The sequence below is a fragment of the Paenibacillus sp. FSL R5-0928 genome, from assembly GCF_037970385.1.
GTDB lineage: Bacteria > Bacillota > Bacilli > Paenibacillales > Paenibacillaceae > Paenibacillus_AQ > Paenibacillus_AQ odorifer.
In genome coordinates this window covers 2620422-2633618 of record NZ_CP150225.1, presented here as the reverse complement: position 1 = coordinate 2633618, position 13197 = coordinate 2620422, and the positions used below count along the sequence as shown (strand labels likewise).

Below are 13197 nucleotides of genomic sequence, written 5' to 3'. Positions count from 1 at the left end.
ATTATGATATAGTTGAATATATGTAGAATTTCAGGTACGATTACGTTCCCCATACCTTGATTTTATCGGTATAAACATGAAACAGCAACTAAGAAAAAGGAGAATGAGCTATGAAGGAAGAACAGCTGCCTGCCTCTTACACCGCATCTATTAAAGAAATGCTGGGGCAAGAGGCAGATGCTTTTCTAGAAAGTTATTCAGCACCACGAACTCAAGGACTGCGCTTTAATCCGCTAAAAAGCACCTCAGCCATAGGCCAAGTTGCGGTGGACCGTACAGTCTCACAATTTAATTTGAAACCTATCCCATGGTGCCAGGGCGGGTTTTATTATGATGAGCCCGCTCGACCAGGCAGGCATCCTTACCATGCCGCTGGACTATATTATATTCAGGAGCCTTCCGCAATGTCCGCAGCTGAACTGCTGGCACCTAAACCCGGTGAAACCGTCCTCGATCTTGCAGCAGCCCCTGGAGGTAAAACTACGCATATCGCTGGTTTAATGCAGGGACAAGGCCTCTTAATCTCTAATGAGATTCATCCGGAACGCGCAAAAATTCTAGCAGAGAACGTTGAACGTCTGGGCATTAAGAATACCCTCGTAACCTGTGCAACACCAGAACAGCTATCTGCGCGTTTCCCGCAAGCTTTTGACCGAATTATGCTGGATGCTCCTTGTTCTGGAGAAGGCATGTTCCGAAAAGATCCAAAAGCCATTCAAGAGTGGTCTCCTGCTCATGTAGTTATGTGCGCAGCGAGACAATGGGATATCCTGCAAGACGCCTACATTATGCTTAAACCAGGGGGTACTTTAGCCTACTCTACCTGCACCTTTAACCGTCAAGAGAATGAAGAAACCATTGCTCGATTGACGGCTAGTTACCCCGATATGGAACTACTCACCTGCAAACGCCTTTGGCCGCATTTAGAAAAGGGCGAAGGTCACTTTGTAGCACTCCTGCGTAAGCAAATTGACACTGCATCCGTGAATGATGATGCCAACCGCAACGCCAAAAAACGCCGAAGTAAAAACAACCCAAAAACTAATTCTTCTGTACGCGATGCCTACCAGCTTTTTCAAGACTGGGCTGCGGTAGAACTGCCTGGTCTTTCATGCCAAGGTGTGCCACTGCTCTTCGGCGAATCCCTTTATTTGCTGCCAGAATCCTTTAATGGCAGTCTCCATACCGGGCTGCTGGACGGACTGCGTATTCCACGAGCTGGACTACATATCGCCCATTTGAAGAAAAATCGGATTGAACCTGCTCATGCATTAGCTATGGCACTACAGCCCATACAAGCTTCACGAAGCTTTGATCTCAGCAGTGATGGCCCGGAAATACATGCTTGGCTACGTGGTGAAAGCCTGCCTGTCCCCAGCGAATTACATGGATGGACACTTGTAACTTTAGATGGTTTGCCGATTAGTTGGGGCAAAGCGAGTTTAGGGCAGCTTAAAAATCATCTTCCTAAAGGATTACGTATCCTAAAAGCCCATATTGACGAGCAATAGGCCATAGACCAGTACAACAGGCCCTCTTCGGCATATGATGTCATTATCTCAGAAAGCTGCGACATCAGTCACAGCAATTGAGAAGAAGACATAAGTTGAGGAGGAATAAATCATGGGTGAATTTCATGGAGGAGCCTTCACTTCGACCGGAGCGATTTTGGTACTTTTCATCTTGCTGGTCATCATTTCCCGTTCGTTGTTTGTTTAATACCTTCCCGGCTTAAATAGCTGGTGAAACGAAGCGGCTGTGTCGTCCTTTTTGGGGCGGTGCGGCCGCTTTATTTCTTTCCAACATAACATCTCCATTTGTTATTCTCGTGAATATTTACCGTCTGAAAGCCCGATTTCCGAAATAACTGCTCCATCTCTTCGTTCTTAGTGAATTGCTTCATATGATAATTGATTTTATAGATCTCAGAAATAATAACAAATGTACCGCCTGCCATCAGCACCCTAAATGCTTCACTTATATCGTGTTCGAGGTCCGGCCAGAAATAATGTGTCTGAATCGCTGTGATCGTCCCAAAAAATCTATCGTTGAACGGTAACGCTGACACATCTCCCTGACTAATTTTCACCTTACCAGCGATTACAGCCTTATTGTTTTTTTGAATAGATGTCTCTACAGCTTGTTCTGAGTAATCTATGCCGTAAATTTCATGTTGTTTATTTTGTTTTGCTAACGTATGTATAGTTTGACCGCCACCACAGCCTATGTCCAGGATAGGATCGCCGCTCTTAATTTCTATTTTTCTAAGTCCCCATGTTGTGATGCTGGTATGTGCCTGATTCATGATTTTGATCATGATATTTCCTACGAACCCTCTAGGATTCTTGGCTTGCTCAATCAGCGCATTCAATAAACCCATATTTGTACCTCCCAATCAATTGGCCATACCAGCAGCCTGATCACTTGATATATGTTCCGTAAGATTTTCTGCTGTAACTGCCCACTTATCTACTTGATACTCTATTTTATGAATACTAGTATATGAAGTCGGGAAATGAGCATTCTTATTCGTCCACGTTAGCCCTTTTAAAATATGGTATATAACATTAATTACGCCACCATGAGTGACCACAATTACATTTTCATTTGGATCAGTACTCTCCAGTTCATTACATAGTTTTGAGAAACTTGAACTTATTCGCGTAAAAAATTCCTGAGGACTTTCTCCTCCTGGAAATCTCTCATCCATTCTTAAAGCCGAGAAATAAAGACCCGGGTATCGTTCATTTACGATTTCATGGGGCATTCCAGCGATTACACCATTGTTCGTTTCTCTCCAATACTGGCTGCTTTCAACAGGCAAATCAAGCTCTCTGGCGATCTCATTTGCTGTATCTAACGCACGTTGCAAATCACTACAAAGAATACGGGTTATGTTAAAGCTAGATTGATTTTCATTAAGATAATATCCAAGACGTTCGGCTTGTCTATATCCCTCTACTACAAGTCCACGTTGACTCCAACCTCCACGAAAGCCTTCATCATCTATTCCATGCCTTATAAAATATATAGCCATCGATTGTATACCTCCTGAACAAGATTGTTATACATTTGCATTAAACTTCGAAAACGCTTGTTTTTTAAGTTGATCCCAATTGGGCGTTGCAATGTTTGCTTGTTGCTTCAAAATATCAAATGAATTAAACAAAGCCGCTATTTCGCTGAAAGAACCGTCCACTAATTTCATAAACGGTAATTTATGAATTATTGCCAGACCATAATATACAGCCTGCTTGTGCTTTCGAACAAAGTTAACTTGACCTGCTGGAGTAACAGTATAGCTTAATTGCTCCATGATTTGAAACCCCTCGTCCATTACTGAAATGGCTTGTTTTAATAGCTTCTTATCTTTAGATACCTTTTTCAAATCCCCGTCATGCAGATAACTAAGGGAGTTCAAAGCCACTATTGGCACGATATGACTTTTGAGCCAAGCATCCATATCCTCATGATAAGTTAGCTTATACTTAGCGTTCTCAAACGCTTTTTCCAGTAAGTGTTTTATTGGAATCTCACCGTCTAAACTGCCAAGTACCATTTGCCCTCCTGCGTGTATTTTAATAACACGACCGCTCGTTTCCCGAATTCCTGCACTAAGTTGAAATCCGAAGAGTATATTTTTCCTCACATTGCTCATTTCCTGGAGATCCTTTTGCATGCCAAGAGCATCGCCATTGTTCCCCACAAGAATTATATTCAGACTCTGATTCTCAGCTAGAATAGGTAACACAGATGGAAAATCATTATATTTCATAACAACAAAAATAAGATCATAGAGATCATCGGATCGAAGCGTAGAGATGACCTTTACTGTATCCACAGTGTTTTTAATTTGAAAATAATGGCGAAGCACAAGCCCGTCTTTCGTCAATTGCTCTGCTCGCTTCCCTCTGGCAAGCATGGTGACATCATTTCCCCCACGCACTAGAACATGCGCAAGATAGCTGCCTAATACTCCCGCTCCAAAAACTAAAACTCTCATATTTAGCTCCTCTATCCCTTTTTAGACATTTGTTGAATTTTGATCAACTGTTCGATAAAATCAGATTATCACATCTCCGGTAGGGTTCAATCGTTAGTTTGACCGGTTTTGTTGATTTTTCAACAAAATACAATACATTGTTTAATAAAAAGGGAGTCTTATCATGGATAGAAGAATTAAAAAAAACCAAACAGCCATCATGAATGCATTAATTCAACTGATGGCTGAAAAAGATTTTGAAAAAATAACGATCAACGAAATCGCAGAGCGTGCTGATGTAAACCGCGGAACGATTTATTCCCATTATGCGGACAAATACGATCTGATGGATAAATGCCTGGAGGCTCAGCTCCAGCAACTAATCGAAAGCTGCTCCGCAGTGGAGGATGAAACCGAACCCAATCCCTCGAAGGCGTCATTGCTCCGCACGCTGGAACAATTGGAGGAGAATGCTCTTTTTTATAAGACTTTATTAAGAAACAAAGCTCTGCTCTCCTTTAGAAACCAATTACAAGAAATGATAAATGAGCAGATTAAGGTACAATTTTTAGAAAACAATTTTAATCTCGATGAGCTGAGTAAAGATATATCTGTGCAATTTTTAAGTTCGGCGACTGTCGGAGTGATTGAATGGTGGTTTACCCATAGTAATCCTTGCTCTGCAAAAGAAATCACTGAAAAGTTATGGTCCATGCTCGATCTAAATCTGCAGATGATCCGTTCTCAAGCTTGAATATGTTCTCCCATATCCATCTCATAAATGGAGCTGATAATTTTTTCAATGGGAATCTCCTTAATGGATATATCAAGGATCTCTACCTTTTCGCTAAGAATATGCAGAAACTCGCCCATTTTACATTGCTCGGTATCGATCAGCAGCTCCACTTCGTAATCCGATATTCTTTCCGATATCTGAGTGCCAGGCAGATCAATATTTCCAATAGTTGTGGCGGCTGAAAGCCTAACTACTTTTTGGGCACCCAGATGCAGTCGAAGTTCAGAGAACTTGTCGTCATATACTTTTTTCCCTTGATGAATTATAAGTACTCTTTGAACCAAACGCTCTACATCTTCCAAGTCATGTGTTGTCAGAATAAATGTGGTGCCTTCCTGATTCATTTGCTTAATGAATTCTCTGATTCTTTGTTTAGCTATTACATCCAGCCCGATCGTTGGCTCATCTAAAAAAACCACAGGTGGTGAATGAAGCATCGCCATAATAAACTCGCATTTCATTCGTTCTCCCAGGGAAAGGGTGCGCGTGGGCTTAGTAATAATATCGCCAATCTCAAACATGTTTACAAATTGGTCTAGTCTTGTACGAAAGTCGTTCGTAGGAATATCATAGATTTCCTTGTTCATATAAAAGCTATCCAAAGGGGGAATGTCCCATATTAACTGCGATTTCTGTCCGAACAATACCCCGATTTGTTTTACATATTGATTTTTCTGCTTATGAGGGTTGTACCCTAGAACATTTATTTCGCCCGAGGTAGGATAGAGAACGCCTGTCAGCATTTTAATAGTCGTAGATTTCCCTGCACCGTTTGGACCCAGAATGCCAATGATTTCTCCTTTTCCAACACTAAACGAAAGATCTTCTACAGAGGTAATTATCGATTTTTCACGGTGAAACAGACTTTTAAATACACTTTTTGCATCTTGTCCACGGTGATAGGTTTCATATTGCTTGGTTAAGTTCTTGACGGTAATAATGTCCAAGTGAAATTCTCCTTCTTAGATCTTAACTAATCTTTTATCCTCCGGCGCTTTTGTAACTGCGAAGCATATATGTATAGAGCCAAATTCCGAAGGCAGCAAATAATACACAAGGAATAATCGCTATAAAAAAATAGGGTTCCCATCGGCCAATCAGTGTAGATGCTGGAAAGTAGGCAATCATGGAGACCGGAAACAGAAAAGAACTCACAGCTACGACTGCCTTAGGAAAAATCGTCCCTGGATAACGTCCAAAAGACTTAATGCTCTCAAACATCTCCGGCAAGCGGGAATTCGCCACCCATTTGAAGGAAATCGCTGCCACAATAAGCGCCACACCGAACATAACAAGCAGCCCTGCACCAAACAACAACAGGAACAATAACCAAGAGCCTATGGTCATCCCATCGATTCCGCTAAGTGCGTATACGAACATGATTACTCCTCCACCTAAAAGCCCGATACTTTCGAACTCAAAAGATCTGGCCAACAGCAGAAAAAGGCTCGAGGTCGGTTTAATTAATACCACTTCCAAAGTCCCTTCTACAACATGAGACATCGTATTCCACATAATTCCGTTAAAAAAAATCCCGGCACAAGCCGTAGACAGAATAAAAACGGATTGAATTAACAGCGCCTCTTTAAAGGTCCATCCTGCAAATGAAGCATTCGAATTATAAATAAATACCGTTACTAGAGGAAACAGCACATTCCCTATGAGCATGATAAGACTATTAAAAATAAAGTTAACACGATAAGTGATAGCAGAAGCAATATTCGCCTTCATGCAGGTTTTATATATTTGATACATACGTTTCATGCGCCCACCCCCGTAAAATGCTTAAGCGACACCGCATACAGCACCCGGCAGACAACTCCGGCAATAATTACGGCTATGAGCTGCAGCAATAACACTTGAGGAATAGGTAAGCTTATATCAGCTAAAGTATAGCTACCTGTATAGACCATTGCTGGAAGAAAGGCCGTATATTGAAAGGGTAAGAAAAAGGATGCCATTTGTAAGGATTTTGGGAAAAATACTAATGGAATCAGCGATCCTGAAAATATCCCTTCGCAGAGATTAAAAAAATTACGAATACTAGAGGATTGCACCATCCAAAAGGCGACCATTCCAATACTATAATGAATGAAAAAATTCATCATAAACGCCATAGCTATTGAAAGAATCGCGTATAGTAAATTTGCGGGTAAGACATCAATATGAAAAATAAAGAAAAAGATCATAAAGCAAGGTAAAAATTCAAACAAAAGCCCAAGTACCCTATGCCCTGCCTTCTGAGATAAAGCAAAGAACATATGATTTAGCGGTCTTAACGAAAACGTAATGAATTTCCCGGTACGAATAAGCATTTGTAAATTCCAATCGGCAAAATCCATAGTCAGATAGTTGATCAACATCGTAGCACAAAAATAGGAAAGCATTTGGGAGAGTGACATCCCGTTGATGTAAGATTCCCCGCTATAAACAGCGCTCCATATATAATACTGCACTAAAAAGTACACTGGGCCTACAAAAATAGAAACCATCGAATGCGTCCTGTACGCACTCCATTCCTTATAAGTAACAAAAGCAACCGCCCTCATAATGCGAAAGCGGTGCTTTATCATCTCAAACATAAGTCACATCCTGCCTATCTATAGATATCACATAAAAAAAGTCTTTTTCTTATTCGAGTCCGGACCAGATCACATTGTTTGTACCGAAAATCCCTCTACCGTCCCATATATTTTTATGAAAAGGGATATACCAAACGGCAATCAGCTTTTCTACCGGATCAACGACCAAAGAACAAGACCCCCATCCTTCGTGAAAAAAAGTGCCTTCAGAATAAGATGTACTTTCATTATATCGAAGGTCTGGCCCAAGACCGTATGGTCTATCCGCTCCTCCATCTCCCCATGCGTAGTTTGGAATTTTTTCAGAATTGAACCGCTTGGTCATTCTCTGAACAGCCATCCGACTTAAGACATGACCCCCTTCGTATTCCCCATGGTTAAGCAGCATGATTCCGAACTTTTGTAGATCATTAACGGTTGAATACAGTCCCCCACCAGTTCCGGGAGTCTTGATTTCTTCCTCAGACCTTTGTTCTTCATCCGTAATTTCCCCGTTTTGCAGCTTCTGAAGATATTCCTTGGCTTCTTCCGAACGAATAGCGATCCTACCAGCTTTCTCAGGCGGTATATCAAAGAAAGTATCTGTCATGCCTAACGGTTTTACAATGTGGTCCATTATGTAATCTTCTGCAAAAACACCTGTTATTTTCTCAATAATTGCACCAAGAACCACGTATCCAAACGAGGAATACATCCATTGAGTCCCTACCGGAAAACGAATGCCATAGGAAAGTCCAGCTTTAATCCAGTTTTCTTTTCCAAGCTCTGATTCATAAATATACCACCATGCACTTTTATAGTAAGTATCACTTATAGTTCCATGATCAGGTGCGATGCCGGAGGTATGAGTCAGTAAATGAGCAATTGTAATCGGCTTAAAAGGGTCGGCATCAAACTCTGGAAGAATAGAACTAACTGGTTGTCCCATAAAAATTTTTCCATCATCTGCAAGCTGCCAGATCGCTGTTGCCGTAAACAGCTTGGTAATAGAAGCGATTCGAAAAATTGTATCCGTTTTCAATTCTTGGTCGCTATCTTCTTCGTAACTGAAGCGTCCCCCCGCTCCATTAGCAAATATTTTTCCATAACGACTAAGAGAATAAATATAGCCATCGGCTACTTTCTTATTACAGAGATCCTCATAAAAATGATTAAGTGCCTCTAATCGGTCCTCCCTGTAATTCACTTCGTTCAGCTTGCTAAGCTCTGTGGATGATAACATTATTCGCACTCCCCCTTATTATTCAATAAAATACATGATGCATAAATATCTTGCAATAAAACCCAAATAATTGAAAGGGTGATTTTGCATATAACTATTTTATACTGCTCCAATAATTCTGTAACAGCAATGCTGTAATCTCGTTAACGGTTTGTCGTTAGAGATTTAACTAGTGCCATTCCACTAACCAGACCAAATACTACCCCATCATGTATGCTTGCAAATTTGTAAATCTCTATGTTCGAAATGTTAAAATACATTACTAAAATCGGATACATAAGCAGAAGAAAACTTGGAAGAAACACAATAAACAACAGCGGCCAATTAACAATAAAAGCTTTAGGTAATCCTTCTAACAACGCCAGATAGATCCCATAGACAAACGGGACAATAGCCGTGATCCACACAGTATTTTCTAATTGATAGTTCTTTTGTGCCTCTTCAGTGTAATGGCTAATTAGCGAGTTGCCATAATGTAATAAGAGCGCCCCCACTATGATCCAGACAAGATAATATAAAAATTTTGAATTCCGCATCTTCATGAAATCACTCCGTTTCTTTTTAGATAGTTCATTAGAATGTCTCTATTTAACTTACCATATAATCCATACTTTGGATATTGCATTAAAGTAAACTGGTCCTAACTAAAAAGGCTACCTCTCGGCAGCCCTTAAATTGAATTCCAACTCCCCTGGAGGATAAGTTTATCTGCGTGGCATGGTGACGCCTGCTTTGTTGTTATATTTTTCCGTAGCTTCCTTGATGACATCGTTACCGCCCTTAGAAAGCCACTCCTCCACAACCTTCGGCCAGTCGCTGATAGGTTCCTTGCCATATACCATCTTTACCATGTGCGTCAGCAGTACCGGAGGAGCCGTGTCCGAGTTAGGTGCAATGTCTGGATTCTTCACCAAGGCATCTAGCCGCGGGTCGAACTGAATTCCGTCACGGCCTTCATTAGCCAGAATAGTATCATATACATTGATCAAGCTTCTGCCTTCTTCTGTCATGTTAAGGACACCCTTATTATAAGTAGTATCCTGCACCATCCAGAGGAAAGACTGGCGGTAGCGCTCCTCATCTATAGCAGCGGAATCCGCAGGAGAAGTGTATACGATTTTGCCGTTCTCTTCCTTATAGGTTTCGTCCTTGATCCCAAAGGTAAAGAAGGTCTCAGCCTCTTCGCTCAACATCCAGTCAAAAAATTTCACGATATCCGCAGCATTTTTCGTACCTTCCTTGATAAAGTAGGTGCGCGTAGCGGAGCCGTACAAGTAGGAGCCTCCTTTTCCATCAGTTCCCACTGGCGAAGGAATAATCTCCAGCTTGGCGGATGGCGTCGTAGCCTTCAATTGTTGCTCCCACTGCAGAAGCTCGTTGGCATTCATCGTCCACATGCCCGCTTTGCCTGAGAGAATCGCATTTTTGTAGTTGGTCGGGTTAATGGTGGCAAATTCCTTGTTGATCAAACCCTCTGTATACATGGTGTTGTAGGTCTGTAACGCCTTCATCATATTTTCGCTATCCATAAACTTCGGCTGAACCTGGCCGTTTACTTCCTCGAACATAGTCAGATACGGAAAAACATCATAAGCGCCAAAGAAAGCATCCGCATATTTGAAGTCTTGACGACCCATGTACGGGTTCTCTATCCCCAGCTTTTTGAAGGCACGCAACACAGTCAAGTACTCATCGACCGTTTTTGGAACCTGCAAGCCGGTCTGATCCAGCAGGTCCTTGCGAATCCAAGTCGCCCGTCGGGAGGGATTGGACAGAAACTCCGGTATTGCATAAATTTTTCCCTGATAGGTGACGTTCTCCCAAGCTTCCTTCGGGATTACTTTCAAAAGGTTCTGGCCGTTTTGCTGCAGCAGATCATCCAAGGGCATGAACACACCAGCTTCAACGGAACCAGCCATTTCCTTGCCATTTACGCCGCCCGAGCCTTGAACGACATCCGGAATATCATTAGTGGCGAACATCTGCACCATTTTCTGTTCGAACTCTTTATGAGGAACCAACACAATATCCAAGTCTGTGTTTGTCATCTCCTCCAGCTTTTTCACCCATTTGTCCTTATTCAAGTCGGGTGATTTCTCAACATAGTTAAAAGCCAGCGTCCGCATCGAGATCGAGAATTCAGTTTTCTGCGGCGTATTTGACGAACCTCCGGCAGTCTCTTCTTTGTCCTTGTTCGAGCAACCTGCAATAACGGTAGCACCCATTACGGTAGCCAGACAGATGCCAATCCATTTTTTCATAATATAACCCTCTCCTTGTACAATGGGGTGTATACGTAAAATGAAGATATCTTAAGTCTAATAAGCTTTTGGGATCTCAACCCGGTGGGTAATTCCCTGATTCGTAAAGTAGACATGAACCCCATGGTCCTGATCGTCCATAAAGTACGATACGTAATCCCGGCTTCCTGCTTTTTGGGGAATCAGAAGAGTGACGATCCGATGGCTTACAGCCTCTTGGGTAGAGGCAGTCAAATGCCAATGCTCGGGCAGCCCTTCCCATTCTTTCGGATCTACATCTGTAAATTGATTGCTTTGGCTAAGTGTCATTTCTCCCGAGGAACTATAGACAAATCTGCCCTCCATCTGAGCTTTTTTACCATTTACTTTAAAAGATTGTTCCTTCAACTTCATGGGATACAGTGTATGAAACAGCCAATCCAATTTTCCCGGACGTTCCAGCTCGACACTGTCTGCGATAACAAAGTAAGCGCTATCAAAGAAAAATATTTCCCGCACATACCGCTTGATATAGGGTACATTCTCGCGGTAGGCTTCGGTGGCATCCATTTGCGTGTAGTTGATTCCGTGCGTACTATACGCCTTCAACACCTTGCCGTAGGCTGCCATGTTCTTCGACTTGTCCGTGCCAGCATATTGGCCTATGCCGTCAATAAGAATTGCGTTCTTGGAGCGGGTCTGCCTGCGCCACTGCATATGCATCGTACTGTTGAATGCAACGTAATAGCCGCTTTCAATAGCCAAAGGCTCGCCGAAGGCATGCAGCAGGAAGGCGTTTTGATCCCCATGGCTATGGCTCACAGAGCCGTAACGGCTGCTCTTGGTCAACAGCATGATATGTTCCTGCGGATCCTCCATCCGATGATGCATGGCGACCCATCCCACATCCTGAAACCACTTCAGAGGTTCTGCAGCCACCGGTGGCTCTGAAGAAATCTGCGGATAATCCGTGCGATAAACCATTTCATCGAACCGGAAATCCCACCAGCCGTAGTTATAGAAGATCATCTGGGTGTCAGGGTTCAGTTCCTTAGTTTGCTCAAAATACCATTGGTACTGGCCATTCCCGGTTAAACCGGCAAATTGGCGGATATTGAAGCCCGTTTTGAGATTGACCGGATCTCCCAGTGACGATTGATCGCCGAAGCTGGCCCTCACGGTATCCGGACTGAAGCAATAGAGCGGAAAGTCACCGGTTTTGCGAAAGAAAGGACGGTCATAGAAATTGATTGCCATGTATTTGCGAATTAGATTGAGCGCCTCCGTAACGAATGCCATCTGAGTGGTCCAATACATCGGACCTTCGGCCCACCCGCCATCTTTGCCACCCCATGGAGTATACATGGCGGAGAAGTATTCCAGCGTATAATCAAGCCATTCCTGCGCCTTCTCCTCCTCACCCAACATGGAAATACAACACGGTACGAGTACAGAGGATAAAGAGCGGATCGCATGGCTGTCATAAGGAACTTGATGGATGCGGGAACGTTCGATGACATGGAATGCGATCTGCCCGGTTCTTCGCAGTAGCGCCTGCCTTACCTTAAGGCGTTCTTCTTCCACCAGAGAGCCGTGAAGCCAATCATAGCCCCATGCCAACGCTCCGGCTATGCGAAAGGAGCATTCATCATTGTAATCCCGGCTGGTGGTACCATCCGTGTTCCAGCTTGCCGCATGAAGCAGCCACTCTTTAGCTTTGGCGATAAGCGCCTCGTCCTCCAACACAACTCCAGCTATAGCAAGATGCCGGACAGCATAGAAAACTTCCTGGCAGTCCATATACATCTGCCGCCATAGTGTGGCGACACGCTTATTATCTGGATACGGTGCAGGCTCGGGAATAAGCTCGCGCTTTGTCCAGGGTAAAACGGAATGCTTCAGGAAGTCATCCCAGCCAGTGGAAATGGGGTCTTGGCGGACAACTTCCCGGTAAGACGGAAGTTGCTCCGCTTGAAGCCATAGCCGCGGATGGTGGGCGGAAGCAGTTGAATATCGTTCTGTACGGGAAGGCAGTGGTGTTAGCGGCAGTTCATCCTCCACCACAAAAGCTCTTACTTTACTCCACTCGGAACGGATATCATTTTCCCCGATAAGACTGTATCGCCAATAATACGAGCCGGGCGCCAACGGCTTATCCGGGGTAAACAAATTATAGGGAATTCTACTGTAGGTCAACGTACCTTCCGGCTCAAATCCAGTGTTTGAGGAGATCTGCAGCTCATACATACTCTCTTCTAGACATGCAGGCATCCAAGTAAACCGCGGAGGATTCTCTCCAACATCTGTATGTTCATCTGGCCCATATGACAGGTCGAGTACGCCGCTGGTAGGTTGAAATAAAGGTTCTAACATCT

At 43.1% G+C, this 13197-nt stretch carries 13 protein-coding genes; 3 read left to right on the top strand and 10 right to left on the bottom strand.

The genetic code is table 11. The features are described 5' to 3' along the window. Positions 1-110 precede the first annotated feature (110 nt). Both MKZ16_RS11675 and MKZ16_RS11670 read left to right on the top strand, forming a co-directional pair. The gene (locus tag MKZ16_RS11675) at positions 111-1511 is read left to right on the top strand and encodes an RsmB/NOP family class I SAM-dependent RNA methyltransferase (protein ID WP_076104623.1); all 1401 of its coding nucleotides are present in this window, start codon (positions 111-113) and stop codon (positions 1509-1511) included. A 112-nt stretch (positions 1512-1623) separates the two neighbouring features. Further along, the gene (locus MKZ16_RS11670) at positions 1624-1719 is read left to right on the top strand and encodes a sporulation protein YjcZ (RefSeq protein WP_197069771.1); all 96 of its coding nucleotides are present in this window, start codon (positions 1624-1626) and stop codon (positions 1717-1719) included. A gap of 70 nt (positions 1720-1789) precedes the next feature. On the opposite strand, the gene MKZ16_RS11665 is transcribed toward MKZ16_RS11670, so the two are convergent. Genes MKZ16_RS11665 through MKZ16_RS11655 form a run of 3 tightly spaced genes read right to left on the bottom strand, consistent with a single transcriptional unit; the run spans position 1790 to position 4003 of the window. Continuing rightward, a complete protein-coding gene (locus MKZ16_RS11665) occupies positions 1790-2380 on the bottom strand; it encodes a class I SAM-dependent methyltransferase (protein ID WP_076104622.1) in 591 nt (196 codons plus the stop codon). Positions 2381-2395: 15 nt separating this feature from the next. After that, the gene (locus MKZ16_RS11660; protein ID WP_076104621.1) at positions 2396-3037 is read right to left on the bottom strand and encodes a histidine phosphatase family protein; all 642 of its coding nucleotides are present in this window, start codon (positions 3035-3037) and stop codon (positions 2396-2398) included. Positions 3038-3064: 27 nt separating this feature from the next. Next, on the bottom strand, positions 3065-4003 hold the full coding sequence (locus tag MKZ16_RS11655) for a 2-dehydropantoate 2-reductase N-terminal domain-containing protein (protein ID WP_076100852.1): 939 nt from the start codon (positions 4001-4003) through the stop codon (positions 3065-3067). 163 nt (positions 4004-4166) lie between these two features. Between MKZ16_RS11655 and MKZ16_RS11650 the strand changes: the two genes are divergently transcribed. Continuing rightward, on the top strand, positions 4167-4736 hold the full coding sequence (locus MKZ16_RS11650) for a TetR/AcrR family transcriptional regulator (protein WP_036689376.1): 570 nt from the start codon (positions 4167-4169) through the stop codon (positions 4734-4736). Here MKZ16_RS11650 and MKZ16_RS11645 read toward each other — a convergent pair. The 7 genes from MKZ16_RS11645 to MKZ16_RS11615 all read right to left on the bottom strand — a co-directional run bounded on the left by MKZ16_RS11645 (position 4727) and on the right by MKZ16_RS11615 (position 13195). After that, positions 4727-5725 carry an ATP-binding cassette domain-containing protein gene (locus MKZ16_RS11645; protein ID WP_244886461.1) on the bottom strand — a complete coding sequence of 333 codons (999 nt, stop codon included), beginning with the start codon at positions 5723-5725 and terminating at the stop codon, positions 4727-4729. The genes MKZ16_RS11650 and MKZ16_RS11645 overlap by 10 nt on opposite strands. Positions 5726-5759: 34 nt before the next feature. Further along, positions 5760-6542: an ABC-2 family transporter protein gene (locus MKZ16_RS11640; protein ID WP_038569881.1), complete on the bottom strand. Its 783-nt coding sequence runs from the start codon at positions 6540-6542 to the stop codon at positions 5760-5762. After that, on the bottom strand, positions 6539-7270 hold the full coding sequence (locus MKZ16_RS11635; RefSeq protein ID WP_256717035.1) for an ABC-2 family transporter protein: 732 nt from the start codon (positions 7268-7270) through the stop codon (positions 6539-6541). Before MKZ16_RS11635 ends, MKZ16_RS11640 begins: the two co-directional genes overlap by 4 nt. Positions 7271-7409: 139 nt before the next feature. Then, positions 7410-8582: a serine hydrolase domain-containing protein gene (locus MKZ16_RS11630; RefSeq protein WP_038569878.1), complete on the bottom strand. Its 1173-nt coding sequence runs from the start codon at positions 8580-8582 to the stop codon at positions 7410-7412. Positions 8583-8725: 143 nt separating this feature from the next. Next, the gene (locus MKZ16_RS11625; RefSeq protein WP_036689366.1) at positions 8726-9124 is read right to left on the bottom strand and encodes a hypothetical protein; all 399 of its coding nucleotides are present in this window, start codon (positions 9122-9124) and stop codon (positions 8726-8728) included. A gap of 162 nt (positions 9125-9286) precedes the next feature. After that, a complete protein-coding gene (locus MKZ16_RS11620) occupies positions 9287-10843 on the bottom strand; it encodes an extracellular solute-binding protein (RefSeq protein ID WP_076104620.1) in 1557 nt (518 codons plus the stop codon). Between the two features lie 57 nt (positions 10844-10900). Beyond that, entirely contained in the window at positions 10901-13195 is a 2295-nt protein-coding gene (locus tag MKZ16_RS11615) for a DUF4962 domain-containing protein (protein WP_038569870.1), read from the bottom strand. Positions 13196-13197 lie beyond the last annotated feature (2 nt).